Source organism: Amycolatopsis sp. NPDC005961 (genome assembly GCF_040629235.1).
Classification (GTDB): domain Bacteria; phylum Actinomycetota; class Actinomycetes; order Mycobacteriales; family Pseudonocardiaceae; genus Amycolatopsis; species Amycolatopsis camponoti.
Map to the genome: position 1 here is coordinate 34,966 of NZ_JBEXVF010000047.1, position 14,719 is coordinate 49,684.

Annotated in this window: 20 protein-coding genes; 10 read left to right on the forward strand and 10 right to left on the reverse strand. The window is 71.7% G+C overall.

The window, feature by feature from the left end; all coding sequences use genetic code 11:
• Positions 1–31 precede the first annotated feature (31 nt).
• On the reverse strand, positions 32–1,204 hold the full coding sequence (locus ABZ342_RS33135) for an acyl-CoA dehydrogenase family protein (RefSeq protein ID WP_360481390.1): 1,173 nt from the start codon (positions 1,202–1,204) through the stop codon (positions 32–34).
• A gap of 48 nt (positions 1,205–1,252) precedes the next feature.
• A complete protein-coding gene (locus ABZ342_RS33140) occupies positions 1,253–1,429 on the reverse strand; it encodes a hypothetical protein (protein WP_196425229.1) in 177 nt (58 codons plus the stop codon).
• A 169-nt stretch (positions 1,430–1,598) separates the two neighbouring features.
• Here ABZ342_RS33140 and ABZ342_RS33145 point away from each other — a divergent pair, with 169 nt between their 5' ends.
• The 5 genes from ABZ342_RS33145 to ABZ342_RS33165 all read left to right on the forward strand — a co-directional run bounded on the left by ABZ342_RS33145 (position 1,599) and on the right by ABZ342_RS33165 (position 4,848).
• Positions 1,599–2,453, forward strand: a complete 855-nt coding sequence (locus ABZ342_RS33145) for a hypothetical protein (protein WP_360481393.1) — start codon at positions 1,599–1,601, stop codon at positions 2,451–2,453.
• A 32-nt stretch (positions 2,454–2,485) separates the two neighbouring features.
• The gene (gene hisH, locus ABZ342_RS33150; protein WP_155544323.1) at positions 2,486–3,103 is read left to right on the forward strand and encodes an imidazole glycerol phosphate synthase subunit HisH; all 618 of its coding nucleotides are present in this window, start codon (positions 2,486–2,488) and stop codon (positions 3,101–3,103) included.
• Between the two features lie 36 nt (positions 3,104–3,139).
• Complete coding sequence (gene priA, locus ABZ342_RS33155) at positions 3,140–3,877, forward strand: bifunctional 1-(5-phosphoribosyl)-5-((5-phosphoribosylamino)methylideneamino)imidazole-4-carboxamide isomerase/phosphoribosylanthranilate isomerase PriA (RefSeq protein ID WP_155541974.1); 738 nt, start codon at positions 3,140–3,142, stop codon at positions 3,875–3,877.
• 103 nt (positions 3,878–3,980) lie between these two features.
• A complete protein-coding gene (locus ABZ342_RS33160; protein ID WP_360481396.1) occupies positions 3,981–4,331 on the forward strand; it encodes a DUF1330 domain-containing protein in 351 nt (116 codons plus the stop codon).
• Positions 4,332–4,371: 40 nt separating this feature from the next.
• Entirely contained in the window at positions 4,372–4,848 is a 477-nt protein-coding gene (locus tag ABZ342_RS33165; RefSeq protein WP_360481399.1) for a GNAT family N-acetyltransferase, read from the forward strand.
• Here the strand turns inward: ABZ342_RS33165 and ABZ342_RS33170 are convergent.
• From ABZ342_RS33170 to ABZ342_RS33180, 3 genes are read right to left on the reverse strand one after another with little or no spacing between them, the layout of a single operon-like run.
• The gene (locus tag ABZ342_RS33170) at positions 4,832–5,218 is read right to left on the reverse strand and encodes a PPOX class F420-dependent oxidoreductase (RefSeq protein WP_360481402.1); all 387 of its coding nucleotides are present in this window, start codon (positions 5,216–5,218) and stop codon (positions 4,832–4,834) included. The genes ABZ342_RS33165 and ABZ342_RS33170 overlap by 17 nt on opposite strands.
• Before the next feature lie 13 nt (positions 5,219–5,231).
• Positions 5,232–5,966 carry an ABC transporter permease gene (locus ABZ342_RS33175; RefSeq protein WP_360481405.1) on the reverse strand — a complete coding sequence of 245 codons (735 nt, stop codon included), beginning with the start codon at positions 5,964–5,966 and terminating at the stop codon, positions 5,232–5,234.
• Entirely contained in the window at positions 5,963–6,676 is a 714-nt protein-coding gene (locus tag ABZ342_RS33180; protein WP_360481408.1) for an ABC transporter ATP-binding protein, read from the reverse strand. Before ABZ342_RS33180 ends, ABZ342_RS33175 begins: the two co-directional genes overlap by 4 nt.
• Before the next feature lie 171 nt (positions 6,677–6,847).
• On the opposite strand from ABZ342_RS33180, the gene ABZ342_RS33185 reads away from it, so the two are divergent.
• Positions 6,848–7,795: a hypothetical protein gene (locus tag ABZ342_RS33185; protein ID WP_360481411.1), complete on the forward strand. Its 948-nt coding sequence runs from the start codon at positions 6,848–6,850 to the stop codon at positions 7,793–7,795.
• Here the strand turns inward: ABZ342_RS33185 and ABZ342_RS33190 are convergent.
• From ABZ342_RS33190 to ABZ342_RS33210, 5 genes are all read right to left on the reverse strand, one after another.
• Positions 7,785–8,756 carry a hypothetical protein gene (locus ABZ342_RS33190; RefSeq protein ID WP_360481414.1) on the reverse strand — a complete coding sequence of 324 codons (972 nt, stop codon included), beginning with the start codon at positions 8,754–8,756 and terminating at the stop codon, positions 7,785–7,787. The two genes, ABZ342_RS33185 and ABZ342_RS33190, sit on opposite strands and share 11 nt — an antisense overlap.
• Positions 8,753–9,247: a SigE family RNA polymerase sigma factor gene (locus ABZ342_RS33195; RefSeq protein ID WP_360481417.1), complete on the reverse strand. Its 495-nt coding sequence runs from the start codon at positions 9,245–9,247 to the stop codon at positions 8,753–8,755. The genes ABZ342_RS33190 and ABZ342_RS33195 overlap by 4 nt, the downstream gene beginning before the upstream one ends.
• Before the next feature lie 51 nt (positions 9,248–9,298).
• Positions 9,299–10,798: a right-handed parallel beta-helix repeat-containing protein gene (locus ABZ342_RS33200; protein ID WP_360481420.1), complete on the reverse strand. Its 1,500-nt coding sequence runs from the start codon at positions 10,796–10,798 to the stop codon at positions 9,299–9,301.
• A gap of 137 nt (positions 10,799–10,935) precedes the next feature.
• On the reverse strand, positions 10,936–12,081 hold the full coding sequence (locus tag ABZ342_RS33205; protein ID WP_360481492.1) for a phytase: 1,146 nt from the start codon (positions 12,079–12,081) through the stop codon (positions 10,936–10,938).
• Positions 12,082–12,169: 88 nt separating this feature from the next.
• The gene (locus ABZ342_RS33210) at positions 12,170–12,811 is read right to left on the reverse strand and encodes a TetR family transcriptional regulator (RefSeq protein ID WP_360481423.1); all 642 of its coding nucleotides are present in this window, start codon (positions 12,809–12,811) and stop codon (positions 12,170–12,172) included.
• A 38-nt stretch (positions 12,812–12,849) separates the two neighbouring features.
• Here ABZ342_RS33210 and hisF point away from each other — a divergent pair, with 38 nt between their 5' ends.
• The 4 genes from hisF to ABZ342_RS33230 are packed head-to-tail and all read left to right on the forward strand — an operon-like array spanning position 12,850 to position 14,715.
• A complete protein-coding gene (gene hisF, locus ABZ342_RS33215; RefSeq protein ID WP_086674706.1) occupies positions 12,850–13,623 on the forward strand; it encodes an imidazole glycerol phosphate synthase subunit HisF in 774 nt (257 codons plus the stop codon).
• Positions 13,620–13,997, forward strand: a complete 378-nt coding sequence (locus ABZ342_RS33220; RefSeq protein ID WP_360481427.1) for a hypothetical protein — start codon at positions 13,620–13,622, stop codon at positions 13,995–13,997. Before hisF ends, ABZ342_RS33220 begins: the two co-directional genes overlap by 4 nt.
• Positions 13,994–14,356: a phosphoribosyl-AMP cyclohydrolase gene (gene hisI / locus ABZ342_RS33225; protein ID WP_155541985.1), complete on the forward strand. Its 363-nt coding sequence runs from the start codon at positions 13,994–13,996 to the stop codon at positions 14,354–14,356. Before ABZ342_RS33220 ends, hisI begins: the two co-directional genes overlap by 4 nt.
• A complete protein-coding gene (locus ABZ342_RS33230) occupies positions 14,353–14,715 on the forward strand; it encodes a DUF1304 domain-containing protein (RefSeq protein ID WP_360481430.1) in 363 nt (120 codons plus the stop codon). Before hisI ends, ABZ342_RS33230 begins: the two co-directional genes overlap by 4 nt.
• Positions 14,716–14,719 lie beyond the last annotated feature (4 nt).

The following is a 14,719-nucleotide window of genomic DNA, read 5'->3' on the forward strand; positions in this document are numbered from 1 at the left end:
CACACTAGAGACCACCACCGACAAAAACTGATCAGCGGAACGCCGCCAGCCCCGTCACCGCCTGGCCCAGGGACAGCGCGTGCATCTCCTCCGTGCCCTCGTACGTCAGGACCGTCTCCAGGTTCGCCATGTGCCGCATCACCGGGTACTCCAGCGAAATCCCGTTCGCGCCCAGCATCGAGCGGGCTTCACGCGCCGCGGAAAGAGCCGATCGGACGTTCGCCATCTTGCCGAAGCTCACGTGGTTGTGGTGCAACGTCCCCGCGTCCTTGAGCCGCCCGATCTGCAGCGCCACCAGGCCGGCCCGGTTGACCTCCACCAGCAGGTCGGCCAGCTTGCGCTGGGTCAGCTGGAACCCGGCCAGCGGCTTGCCGAACTGCGACCGCGACAGCGTGTACTCCAGCGCCGACTCGTAGCACGCGCGAGCCGCCCCGACCACGCCGAACAAGATCCCGTAGCGGGCTTCGTTCAAGCACGACAGCGGGCCGCGCAAGCCCCGGACCTCGGGGAACGCGGCAGAAGAGGGGAGCCGCACGCCGTCGAGGACCAGTTCCGCCGTCAGTGACGCCCGCAGCGACAGCTTGTGCTTGACCTCGTTGGCCGTGAACCCCGGTGTCGACGTCGGGACGACGAAGCCGCGGATGCCGTCGTCGGTCTGGGCCCAGACGACCGCCACGTCGGCGACCGTTCCGTTGGTGATCCACATCTTCGTGCCCGAAAGCACCCAGTCCGGCCCGTCGCGCACCGCCCGCGTCCGCATCGCGCCCGGGTCGCTGCCCGCGTCCGGCTCGGTCAGCCCGAAGCAGCCCAGCGCGTCGCCGGTGGCCATCCGCGGCAGCCACTCCTGGCGCTGCTCCTCGCTGCCCCACTTGTGGATCGCGTACATCGCCAGCGAACCCTGCACCGACACGAAGCTGCGCAGCCCCGAGTCGACGGCTTCCAGCTCGCGGCAGGCGATGCCGTACGCGACCGCGCTGGTGCCCGCGCAGCCGTAGCCCTCCAGGTGCATGCCCAGCAGCCCCAGCGAACCGAAGCCCTTGGCCAGCTCGGCGGCCGGCAGCGCGCCCGATTCGTACCAATCGGCGACGTGGTCGAGCAGGTTGTCCTTCGCGTACGCGCGAACGGCGTCGCGGATGCCGCGCTCTTCCTCGGCGAGCCCGGCGTCGAGGTCGAGGAAGTCGTGCGGATCAGGGGTGCGGCTCATGAGGGCTCCCGGGGGACGCGGCGATGCGGCCCTCGCAGGAAACCACAGTCAGGCGTCTGTCCTCCGCGTGGCGTTCGTCACGCGGGCAGCAGACGCAGACGGCGAACACCGCGGCCGGATCTGCTGACGGGGGATCAGCAGCTCGGTGAACTGCGGAAACGGCACGCTCTCGATGTCGTCGCGCCAGGCGTGCAGCATCTGGGACAGCAAGTCGTCCTCGGCCATCTTCGCCTCCTGGCGTCCGGTCGCGCGAGGGTCACCCACACGATCGGATGGCTGAGTACCCAGCGAGCGGGACGCCCAAACGTCCTTCGCCAAGATTCTTCCGGCCCGCGACCCCGCCATGGCAGAATCGCGTCGCCGCCGCCAAGGCCTCTACTCCCGAGGAGCGCACATGCGCGCGGCCAGTCTGCTCGCTCTCACCACCGCCATCCTGCTCGGCGCCACCGGGGTCGCCACGGCGCACGAAAGCTCCTGGCGCCGGACCGGGCACACCACCGCCGAGAACCGCGTCAGCGGCGAGGGCCTCACCACGCTGCGCCTGCCCGGCCACGCCCCCGAAATCGTCTACCGCAACGGCGCCACCATCCCGCAGCCGCTCAAGGACGAGGGCTGGGGACACGTCGGCGACCCGGACTCGCTGCGCGGCTACGTCTTCGACGTCTACCAGGACACCGTCGCTCCGACGCCCACCAGGAAGATGTACCTGGTCACCCAGCCGGACGGCACGACGACGGAGTTCGTCCACCCGCTGCAGGCCGACGAGCCCGCCCCGAACGCCAACGCCCAGGTCGCGGCCACCCCCGACGGCCAGTGGCTCGTCTCCGGCCCGCTCGGCGAGATCGACCGCCTCTACGTCTCCCCGACGCCGTTCCTCAACCCGCGCGGCCCGAAGACCGCCGGCGACCTGCCCGTCGCCGCCCGCATCCACCTCGACCACCACATCCGCAGCGCCCAGGGCTGCGACTTCGTCAGCCCCACCCGCCTGATCTGCGCGACCAGCGACCCGTACAACGACCTGTTCCCGACGAACCTGCAGCTCCTGCAGATCGACCTCCCGCGGCCCCTCACCGGCCACGACGTCACGGCGAAGGTGCGCGAAATCGGCCAGGTCCCGCTGGTCAGCACCTGCACCGGCACGTTCACGCCGGAGGGCGTCGACTACGACGCCGGCGTGCTGCGCGTCGAGGTCGTGCCGCCCGCACCGTGCAACACCGTGACGGACGTCTATTCGTTCGAGCGCCGCTGAGGGCGGCGGCTACGCTGGGTGGCGTGTCTCGTGTGGTGATTCTCGACTACGGCTCCGGCAACCTCCGCTCCGCCGAACGCGCCGTGGCGCGCGCCGGGGCCGAAGTCGAGGTCACCGCCGACCCGCATGCCGCGATCGAGGCCGACGGCCTGGTCGTGCCCGGGGTCGGCGCGTACTCGGCGTGCATGGCGGGACTGCTGGACGTCAAGGGCCACCGGATCATCGGCAAGCGCCTCGCCGGCGGCCGTCCCGTGCTCGGCATCTGCGTCGGCATGCAGATCCTCTTCTCCCGCGGCGTCGAGCACGGCGAGGAGACCGAGGGCACGGGGGAGTGGCCGGGCGTCGTCGACCGGCTGAACGCCGACGTCCTGCCGCACATGGGCTGGAACACGGTGCGCGCGCCGGCCGATTCGCAGCTCTTCGCCGGGCTCGACCCCGCGGAGCGCTTCTACTTCGTGCACTCCTACGCGGCGCGCAAGTGGGAGCTGGAATCCGGGATCGGCCAGGCACCCAAGGTCACCTGGGCCAACCACGGCGAGGACTTCGTCGCGGCGGTCGAAAACGGGCCGCTCTGGGCCACCCAGTTCCACCCGGAGAAGTCCGGCGACGCGGGCGCGCAGCTGCTGAAGAACTGGCTCGCGACCCTCTGACCGGGTGACGGGGGTCTCCGCTTTAGAGTTACCGGCGTGACTTTCACGCTGCTTCCCGCCGTTGATGTGGCCGATGGCCAGGCCGTGCGACTCGTCCAGGGCGAGGCCGGCACCGAGACCTCCTATGGCAGCCCGCTGGAAGCGGCGCTCGCCTGGGAGCGCGACGGCGCCGAGTGGATCCACCTGGTCGACCTCGACGCCGCCTTCGGCAAGGGCAGCAACCGCGAGCTGCTCGCCGACGTCGTCGGCCGGCTGGACGTCCAGGTCGAGCTCTCCGGCGGCATCCGCGACGACGCGTCGCTGAAGGCCGCGCTGGCCACCGGTGCCCGCCGCGTCAACCTCGGCACCGCCGCGCTCGAGGACCCGGAGTGGACCGCCCGCGTGATCGGCGAGTACGGCGACCGCGTCGCGATCGGCCTCGACGTGCGGATCACCGAGGCGGGCCACCGCCTGTCGGCCCGCGGCTGGACCTCCGACGGCGGCGACCTGTGGGAGGTCCTCGACCGCCTGGACCGCGACGGCGCGTCCCGCTACGTCGTGACGGACGTGAGCAAGGACGGCACCCTGCGCGGCCCGAACCTCGAGCTGCTGCGCGACGTCGTCGCCCGCACCGACGCACCGGTGATCGCCTCCGGCGGCGTGTCCAGTGTGGACGACCTGGTCGCGCTGGCCGGGCTGGCTTCGGACGGGGTCGAGGGCTCGATCGTCGGGAAGGCTCTGTACGCGGGGGCCTTCACACTCCCCGAGGCGCTGGCCGCGGTCGCGAAGGTCTAGCCGGGCGGGTCACGGTTCGTGCGGCGCCGTCATTACCTCCGGCGTAATCGACGGTGGTCGCGAGAAGCGTCAGGATTCCTTTCACGACAACGAAAGGGACGCCATGACCGCCTACGGACTCGCCCACCTGCGCCCGCCCGCCGTGCTGCCGGAGGACGTCTTCGAGTACCTGGAACGCATCCAGGCGACGCTCGATCCGTACGGCGGGAAGTTCGTCGTGCACGGTTCGCCGGTGCACGTCGTGGAAGGCGAATGGCCCGGCGCGCTCGTCGTCATCGAGTTCCCGGGCCTCGACGCCGCGCGCGAGTGGTACGGCTCACCCGCCTACCGCGAGATCCTGCGGCTGCGCGCCGACCACATCCCCGGTGACCTGGTGCTCGTCGAAGGCTGCGGCCCGGACCACGACTCGGCCGCCATGGCCGCGGCGATGCGCGCGGCGAGCGTGCCCCGATAAGGGGCTGACAGCGGCGGCCGGGGGCCGTAGGTTGCCGCGGGTGGAGGAGATCGTCACCCAGCTCGAAATGACCGCCGCCGACCAGCTCAACCCGGCGCCGGTCGTCGACGGCGTCGCGCTCGAACCCGCCGGACCGGGGCCGGTGATCCGCGACCTGCACGTCCGGATCGGCACGCCGTACCGGTGGCCGAGTGCGTCCAGGACCGACGAGGACTGGGAAAGCTGGCTGGCCGAACCGAACCGGCGGTACCGGCTCATCGAATACCGCGGCGACGTCGCGGGCGCCGCCGACGTCGAGTCGCAGCCCGGCGGCGACGTCGAGATCACCACCTTCGGCCTGCTGCCGGAGTTCGTCGGCAAGGGGCTCGGCGGCTACGCGCTCACCCTCGTCGTGGCCGACGCGTGGGCACTCCCCGGCACCAAAAGGGTCTGGCTGCACACCTCGACGCTCGATCACCCGAACGCCCTGCCGAACTACCTGCGCCGCGGCTTCCGCGGGTTCAGTCGTCCAGCTTGACGGCGATCCCGACCGTCCGGTCGGCCGGGCCGCGCAGCTTCGAGAAGAACATCGACAGGCGCCCCAAGACACCGTACTTGCGCCCGATCACGCCCTGGACCCGCCGGGTGTCGTCGAGGTCCAGCAGCCGGGCCTGCCCGCTGACCTTCGCGCCGTGGGTCTTGCGGCCGCGGAGGTCGCAGGCCTGCACCTCCACCCGGCCGCTGTTGCCGATGCGCTTGACCTTGCCGACGTCGCGCACGGAGTTGAAGACGAGCTCGCCGCCGTCGCCCGCCACCCAGATCGGGGTCGGCACCGCGCGCCCGTCGCGGCGGAACGTGGTCAGGACGACGTAACGCTCGGCCGCGAGCCGGTCCGTTTCGGATGCCATGGCACCACGGTAGTCACGGCGTCCGGCGCCGCAAGGTCGCCGCGCCGAGCACCAGCGCCAGCAGCGCGCAGCAGGCCACCACCACGAGGTTGCGCAGGATCACCGCGTCGATCGTGCTGGACGCCGTGACGCGGGTCAGCGCTTCGACCGCGTACGACAGCGGCATGACGTCCGACAGCCACCGCAGCAGCCAGCCCATGTCGGCACGGGGCACGAACAGCCCGCACAGCAGGATCTGCGGCAGCACGAACACCGGCATGAACTGGATGGCCTGGAACTCGGTGCGCGCGAACGCGCTGACGAACAGCCCGAGCGCCATGCCCAGCAGCGCGTCGAGGACGGCGATCACCAGCAGCATCACGACCGAACCGGCGAGGTCGAGACCGAGCCACCCCAGCGAGACGCCCGCCGCGAGCGCCACCTGGACGACGGCGATCGAGCCGAACGCCAGCGCGTAGCCGAAGAGCAGGTCGAGCCGGCCGATGGGGAGCGTCATCAGGCGTTCGAGGGTGGCCGTGGTCCGCTCCCGCAGCGTCGTGATCGACGCGATGAGGAACATGATCAGGAACGGGAACACCCCGAGCAGCGCGGGCGCGATGCGGCTGAACACCAGCGTCGAGTTGAAGACGTAGCGCAGCAGCACCATCAGGAGCGTGGGCACCACGATCAGCATCACGACGGTGCGCGGGTCGTGCCGCAGCTGCGTGAGGATGCGCCGGGTGGTGGCGAGCGTCAGCGCCGGGTTCACGACGCGGCCCGCACGAGGTGCAGGAAGGCGCCTTCGAGGTCGGCGGCGCCGGTGCGTTCGCGCAGGGCGAGCGGTGCGTCGTCGGCCAGCAGGACACCTTCGCGCATCAGCAGGAGCCGGTCGCAGCGCGCGGCCTCGTCCATGACGTGGCTGGACACGAGCAGCGTGGCGCCGCCGTCGGCGAGCCGGCGGAAGAGCGCCCAGAGCTCGTCGCGCAGCACGGGGTCGAGCCCGACGGTGGGCTCGTCGAGCACGAGCAGTTCCGGCTCGCCGAGCAGCGCGACGGCGAGGTTCGCGCGGTTGTGCTGCCCGCCCGACAGTGACCCGACGAGCTTGCCGGCGTGGTCCGCCAGGCCGACTTCGTCGATCACCCGGTCCACATCGGACGCCGGCGCGCGCAGCACCGCGGCGAAGTAGCGCAACGCTTCGCGCACGGTCAGGTCGGCGTAGATCGCCGGATTCTGGGTGGCGTACCCGATCCGGCGCCGCAGCGGCGGGCTGCCGGCGGGCAGGCCCAGCACGGTGACGGTGCCGCCTTCGACGATCTGCACGCCGACGATCGCCCGCATCAGCGTGGTCTTGCCGCAGCCGCTCGGGCCGAGCAGCCCGGTGACGGCACCGCGCGGCACCGCGAAGCTCACGTCCCGCACCACCGTCCGGCCTCCGCGCCGGACCCGCAGGCCGGTGACCTCGAGCGCAGAATTAGTCATGTGTTTAATTCTGCGCTCGGTGAGTTCCCGGAGTCAAGAGCCCGCCGGGCGGCGTGAAAAACGCCTAGTCCGTTCGCCGGGGGAACCCCACACGACCGGCGGAAGCGTTTCAACACCTGCGTCTGAAACGCTTTATGGACTGGGGGGTTTCCTGATCCGGAGGGCATGTCGATGGCCGTCACACAGCAGGTACCGGTTCATCCGCAAGCACAGTTCTTCGGCGCGGGGCCCTATCCCACGCGCCGCGTGGCGATCGCCGTCGTCGCGGTCCTCGCCGGCTTCGCGCTGACCGCCCTGTGGTCCGCGCCGTTCGTCGACTCCGTCATCGGCGACAGCGTCGCGAACGGGCTGCTCGGTTACGACGCGAAAGCCACGCCGATCAGCGGAGTCCTCGCCGGGACGCTCTTCGCGTTCGTCTCCGGCCTCGCGGGGTCCTTCACCGCCTGCAACATCGCCGCGTTCGGCGCGGTCGCCCCGCTCGTCGGCGGCCAGGCCGGGGAGAAACGGCGCTTCGCCACCACGCTCAAGCCGCTGGGCTGGATCGCCGCGGGCATGCTCGCGGTGTCGATCGTCTACGGCGTCATCGTCGCACTGGTCGGCACCCGGATGCCGCAGTTCTCCACCGCGCAGACGTCCGGGCTGAGCCCGCGCAGCGTCCAGTCGATGGTCGCGTTCGGTGTCGTCGGGCTGGTGTTCCTGGCCATGGGCCTGATCGCGCTCGGCATCCTCCCGAACCCGTTCGCCGGGTTCGTCGCCCGCCACCCCGCGGCCCCGCTCGTCCTGATGGGCGCGCTCATCGGCGGGTTCCTCATCGGCCGCCCGTACCCGCTGTTCCGGATCATGTTCCGCAGCGCCGCCGAGGAGCACAACGTCCTGTACGGCGCGGCCGCGTTCGCGCTGCAGTCGGTCGGCAACATCGTCGTCATGGCGGTGCTGTTCCTGCTCCTCACGCACGCCACCGGCGGCCGCGTGCAGCGCTGGCTCGCCGCGAAACCCGCCCGGATCGCGACGGTGACCGGCGCGGCGCTGCTCGTCGGCGGCACGTTCACGCTGCTCTACTGGGACGTTCGCGTGCTCGGCCGGCTCGGGATCATCTGGTTCCCCATGGTCAGCTGGTAGCCCGCCCGAGCCAGCGGTAATCCGGCGAGGGGTCGAGCCGGACGCCGTCCGCGACGGCGACCAGCTCGGCCTCCGGCCGCGCGCCCGACACCGTCAGCCAGCGCCCGGACGGCAGGCGGACGGCGACGGTCGCTTCCCGGCCGGCCACGAAGAACCCCTGGCCGCCGCGGACGGTGACGGGGGCGGCACCGCTCACGCCGGGGGAGCCCGCGCTCGCCGTGACGCGGACCGCCGGCACCGACGGCCGCGCGGAGTCGGCCGCGGTCAGCTCGGTGCTCGCGTCGCCCGGGCCGGTGCCCTTCACGGCGGCGGACCGTTCGGTCAGCCCCGCCGGGAGCGCGCCGAACCGCAGCTCCCCGCGGACGCCGACCGGCGCGGCGGTGACCCCTTGAGCGATCCACAGGGCCACCAAGCGGGCTTCCGGGACCCCGGCGACCCGCGCGGTCAAGACGTGGTCGTCGTCGGCGAGCCAGGTGATCAGCGCGGCCGTCCCGGTGTCGCCGGTGACCATCGCGACGCGGCCGCGCACCAGGACCTGGTCGCGGATCGACGCGATCCGCAGCTCCGTCTGCGACCACTCGGGGTCGGCGGTCGAGTAGACCGACAGCGTGACCTCCGCGGGGCCGGCGAACCACCGCCGGACCTGCGGCGCGGTGCCGGGTCCCCCTTCGCGGTACTGCTCGGTGAAGCCGTCCGGCAGCCAGCCGGGGCTGTAGCCGAGCACCGGGCGGCTCGCGGCCGGGTCGAGGTCCGGAGTGGTGATCGCCCGCGTACCCACGAAGACCCCGGCGACCAGCACGACCACCGCCGCGGCGACCAGGGCCAGCTTCGTCGCCGGACGCCGCTGCCGCCCGGCCCGGGCCAGCGCGTCCCGGACCGCGTCGCCGTCCGGGGCGCGGGCGGCGAGGCGGTCGAGGCTGTCCCGGATCAGCGTCTCGGTGTCGTGCTCGCTGCGGGTCATTCGGGGGCTCCGGTGAGGATCGTGGGGTGCGGGGCCTGGCGCAGGGCCGCGAGGGCGCGGGAGATCTGGCTGCGCACGGTGGAGGTGCCGCAGCGCAGGACGGCGGCGATCTCGGCGTCGGAGTAGTTCTCGTAGTAGCGCAGGACGATCGCCGCGCGCTGCTTGCGGGGCAGCGTCGCCAGGAGGCCGAGCATGGCGTCCCGCTCGTCGTAGGCGGCCGACGGGTCGGCTTGCGGCGGGCCGAGCGCGTCGAGGACGTCGTGACTGCTCGGCACCATCCGCCGCACCGCCCGCCGGCGCCACGACAGGTACTCGTTGGTGATCATCCGCCGGACGTAGGCCGGCGGCGCGTCGATGCCGTCCCAGCGCTGCTGGGCGCGCAGCAGCACGTCCTGGACGATGTCCTGCGCGAGGTGCGGGTCGTTCGTCAGGACGGTCGCGTAGCGCAGCAGCCCCTCCAGCCGCTCCGCCACGAACTCTTCGAATCCCACCCCCTATGGACGCACGAGGGCGCCCGGGTGCTGCACGCGGGCGGAGATTTTTCAGCAGTTCGGCGTCACGCCGTCGAAGGACGCGCAGTCGTCCTGGTTCCACGGGTCGTTCTGCCACTGCTCCGGGGTGAGGGTGCGGGAGCTGTCGCCGGCGACGAACGTCCACGGGCCGACGTAGTCGTTGCTGTACCAGTAGTTGTCCTGGTCGTGGGTGATCGCCTCCTGCACGACGGTCGCCCGGTACGGCGACCACGCCGGGTAGGTGCCGTAGTTCGACAGCACCGCCATCCGGCCGCACAGGCCGGCGCAGCCCGGCCGGGCGGGGTCGAAGCGGAAGGTGTTCGAGTGGATTTCGACCCGCTGGGTCTTCCACCGGCAGTCGTCGAACAACGGCTCGTCGTCGATGCCCGGCGCCGAGCACCGGGTCCGGTCGGTGACCAGCTTGGTGCAGCTCGCGCTGGACGTGTTCGCCGGGCTGTTGCAGAAGCGGTCGGCGTTCTCCCACAGCGTGATCGCGGACCAGTTGTCCTCGAAGGTGTTGCCGTAGACGTCGAGGACGTCGGTGCGGGCCGGGACGCGCGGTTCGCCGCCGGACTCGGACAGGTACACCGCCGCGGACGGGAAGTTGTCGCCGCGGGACGCGCGGCGGCTGCCGGCCACCACGTTGTTGCGGCGGATGACGTTGTGCCGGATGACGACGTTGTAGCTGATCTCGTAGAAGATCGCTTCGGCGTCGTTGTCCTCGATGAGGTTGTCTTCGATCAGGAAATCGTTGTCGTTGGTGTCGGCCCACAGGCCGGCGCCGTGGTTGTGGTGGATCCAATTGCCGCGGACGTCGGCGCCGTTCACGGCCCAGAACTTGATTCCACCGCTGCACCCGCAGCCGGGGTTGCGCGTTTCCCAGTCGTCGACGTTGTTGTCCGAGATTTCGTTGCCCTCGACGACGAGCCCGGTGATCGCATTGTCGGGGCGGTAGGCGTTCATCCCGTACTGCCCGTTGCCGCGCAGGCAGTTCGCCCGCACAACCTGGCGGACCCCCGCCATCAACGCGGCGCCGCGGTTGTTCTGAATGGTGCTGTTCTCGATCACCCAGTGCTCGCCGGAGTCGTGGTTGACCACGCCCTGGTCCTGCGGGGCGACGAAGTTCTGGATGGTGAGGCCGCGGATGACGACGTCCTTCGCCTGCTGGGTGAACGCGGCCTGGTTGACCCCGCCGCCGTCGAGCACGGCGCCGGGTGCGCCGAGGTAGACGTCGCCGTCCTTGGGGATGACCTGGCCGAACTGGTCCGCGGCCAGGTGGTGGGTGCCCGGTGGCAGCCAGAAGGTGGTCCCGGGTGCCGCGGACCGCGTCTTGACCGACAGGTCGCCCTCGACGCCCGCGTCGACGACCACGGCACCGGCCGGGGCCTGCGGGTTCAGGGCGGGCTGGTGGTCGCAGACGGCCCCCGTGAGTGCGGCAGCGGCGACGGCGGCGGGCGCGGCGGCCGGGAAAACGGGAATGACGAAGGCGGCCGTGAGCAGGACGACGAGCGCGGAATGGGGGCGCGGCATGCCGTGAACCTACGCGAAATCGATGGGGGGAATACCGCCATCAGTGGAACACTCCGGTCGTTCGGCAGGCGGCCGGTCACGGTTAAAGAATCACGTGACCGGCCACTGGACAAATGCTGGACAATGAAATCATCCCCTTACCGGGGGATGGCGTCCTCCAGCCGGAGGAAAGCGAAGCCCGTGGTCGCCGAATCGCCCACCGCCGGGCGCCGCTCGCCGTCGTGGACCACCAGCAGGCCGTGCGGGAACCGGCGGCCCAGGTACGCCGTGCTGATCGCCGAACCGTCCGAATGCTCCACCGAGTCCGTGCCGCGGCCCGCGACGATCCGCAGGTCACGTGTGCGGCCGGGGCCGTACACGACGAACCGGGAGTCGCCCTGGCTGGAGGCGAACAGCGTGCCGTGCGCCACCGCCAGGCCCTCGGCGTCCGCGGTGAGCCACTTGCCGCCGAAGCCCGGGTCGGCGCCGTCCGGCACGCACTCCTCGGCGACGTCGTCCCAGCGCCGCGGGACGCCGTACGAGCGCACCCGGTCGACCAGCTCGGGCCGGCCGAAGCCCGACGGCCCGACCGGGATCCGCCAGATCCCGACGTCCTCCTGCGCGGTGTAGAGCGTCCGGCCGTCGAGCACCGAGCCCTCCAGCTGCGGGCCCTCGCCCGGCTCCTCGCACGGCGACCAGGGCACGCCGTCCGGCAGCCGGAACGACGACGGCAGGTCCACGACCCCGAGTGGGGCCGTGCCGACGCCGCCCGGCTTGTCGACCAGCCGCAGCAGCGCCACCCGCGTCTCGTGGCGGCGGGTCACCGCCACCCAGCGGATGCCGGTGACCGGGTCGCGGCCCGCCGCCAGGCCGTACGCCGTGCGCTGTTCGTCCACTCCGGACTCCGGGAACACCCGGGCGGTGGCCGGGTCGGTGACGTCGCGCAGCACCCCCGCGCCCGCCGCCGCGCCGCGCGGGTCGATCCGGTAGACCCGGATGCGGTCCTGGCCGCGGTCGCTCACCACGGCCAGGTCGCCGACGACGTCGACGTTGTTGAACCGGCCGCCCGGCCCGGCCGGGACCCGCTGCAGCGTCCTCGCGTCCAGGTCGAACGCCGCGAGGCCGCCCTGCTTCAGCGTCCCGAGCACGATGCTGCGCGACGGGTCGTGGGGGTGGACCCAGATGGCGGGGTCGTCGGCGTCGGCGGGCTCGGCGAAGGCCTGGGTCTGGCGGACCGGGGAGGGATCGCGGGGCGCGGCGGAGGCGGGGACGGCGGTCAGCAGGGAGACGGCGGCGACGGCCACCGGAAGGAGTCTGCGCACCGGCGCAAAGTAGACGAATCGGGTGGCCGGGACGTGAACGTGCGGTGTGGCGCAGCCCCCGGTCTCCACTTTACGGCGGGGGACCGACAGTTTTTCCGCTGTCGAGCTGCCCGCCGTCGAGTTGTCCACTGTCGAGTTTCCGGCCGTCGAGGTAGTACTGCGCCACCGGCGCGAGCAGGGCCACGATCTCCTCGTCGTCCGCCTCGGCCAGCGGGGGCAGCTTGATCACGTACCGCAGCAGCGCGACGCCCATCATCTGCGCCGCGATCCCCGTCACCCGGATCCGCGGCACGTCCAGTGCCTTCGCCACCTCGGCCAGCACCGTGCGCTCGATGAACTGGCGCATCATCAGCGCGACCTGCTCGTTCGTCGCCGCCGCGCGCAGCATCGCGATGAACGGCGTGCGCCCCTCCGGCACCGCCCAGACCGCCAGGAACGCGCGCACCAGCCGTTCACCCAGGGAGGCGCGCGGACCCGCCAGGATCGCCGGGACCAGCTCGGCCGGGTTCACCGGCAGGTTCATCGCCGCCGCGAAGAGCTGCTGCTTGCTGCCGAAGAAGTGGTGCAGCAGGGCCGCGTTCACGCCCGCGTCGGCGGCGATCCCGCGGACCGTCGCGCCGTCGTACCCCAGCTCGGCGAATCGGTGCCGGGCCGCGTCGAGGATCTTCTCCCGCGTCTCGGTCTGCCCCGGCCGCCGCCCCGCCCGTGCCATCGGTCGAGCTTAGAACGCTCTTGACTACGCTGGTGACCATGTCTGTCGCGGTGCGGGTGATCCCCTGTCTCGACGTCGACGCGGGCCGGGTCGTCAAGGGCGTCAACTTCGCCGGCCTCCGCGACGCCGGCGACCCCGTCGAGCTGGCCCGGCGCTATGACGCCGAGGGAGCCGACGAGCTGACGTTCCTCGACGTCACGGCGTCCTCCGGCGACCGCGAAACCACCTACGACGTGGTCCGCCGCACCGCCGAGCAGGTGTTCATCCCGCTCACCGTCGGCGGCGGCGTCCGCAGCAACGACGACGTCAACCGGCTGCTGCGCACCGGCGCGGACAAGGTCAGCATCAACACCGCCGCGATCGCCCGGCCGGAGTTCCTCCACGAGGCCTCGCGCCGGTTCGGCGCCCAGTGCATCGTCCTGTCGGTCGACGCCCGCCGCGTGCCCGAGGGCGGCGAGCCCACCGCGTCCGGCTTCGAGGTCACCACCCACGGCGGCCGCCGCGGCACCGGTATCGACGCCGTCGAGTGGGCCGCGCGCGGCGAAGAGCTCGGCGTCGGCGAGATCCTGCTGAACTCCATGGACGCCGACGGCACCAAGAACGGCTTCGACCTCGAGCTCATCGAGCTGGTCCGCAAGGCCGTCCGGGTCCCGGTGATCGCCAGCGGGGGAGCGGGCGCGGTCGAGCACTTCCTGCCGGCCGTGCGAACGGGCGCCGACGCGGTCCTCGCGGCCAGTGTGTTCCACTTCGGACAGCTCAAGATCGGCGACGTCAAGGACGCGCTGCGGGAAGGCGGGGTCGAGGTCCGATGAAGTCCTGGCAAGCACCCGTCGAGGTCAAGGTCACCGCCGCCCTGCTGGTCGGGCTGCCGGTGGCGTGGGCGCTGCTCGACCTGGTCCCGGTGCTCGGCGCCGGCTCGGGCCTGGAGATCTTCCGGATCCCCGCGCTCGCGCTCATCCTCGGCGGCGTCGTGACGACCGGGCTCGTGCTCAAGCTGGGCAGCGCCCGGATCGGCGGGCTCGTCGTCACCGTGGTGTTCGCGCTGCTGCACGCGTTCCTGCTGCTCGCCGCCGCGCTGTGGTGGAACAAGCTGTTCTCCGGCCTGTCCTTCGCCGGGTACGGCTACGCGTTCGTCCTGTTCAACTCGATGCCGCTGAAGCGGCACATCCTGGGAGTACGCGCATGACCCTGGACGCGGCCGTCTCGGCGCGCCTCAAGCGCAACGCCGACGGCCTGATCTCCGCGGTCGTCGTCGAGCACGCCACTTCGGACGTGCTGATGATGGCCTGGATGAACGACGACGCGCTCGCCGCGACCCTCGCCACCCGCCGCGGCACGTACTGGTCGCGCAGCCGGGGGAAGCTGTGGGTCAAGGGCGAGACGTCCGGCCACTACCAGCACGTCCGCGAGGTGCGGATCGACTGCGACGGCGATACTGTCCTGCTGCGCGTCGACCAGACCGGCCCGGCCTGTCACACCGGCACGCACACCTGTTTCGACACCGAGGAGCGCCTGCTCCTGGCCGATGAGAAAGAGCACGCGTGACAATCGTCGCCGACGTCCTGGTCGGGCTGGTCGCCCTGATCCACGTCTACATCGTCGTCCTGGAGATGTTCCTCTGGACGACGCCCCGGGCCCGCGCGGCCTTCGGCACGACGCCGGAGTTCGCCGAGGAGTCCAAGACGCTGGCCGCGAACCAGGGGCTGTACAACGACTTCCTGGCGCTAGCGCTGGTGTGGGGCCTCATCGCGAGCGACCCGACCGGGTTCCAGCTCAAGCTGTACGGCCTGGTGTGCGTGATCATCGCCGGCCTCTACGGCGCCGCGACGGCCAGCAAGCGGATCCTGTTCGTGCAGGTGCTGCCGGCCGCGCTGGCCCTGATCGCGCTGCTGATCGCCCGCTAGGCCG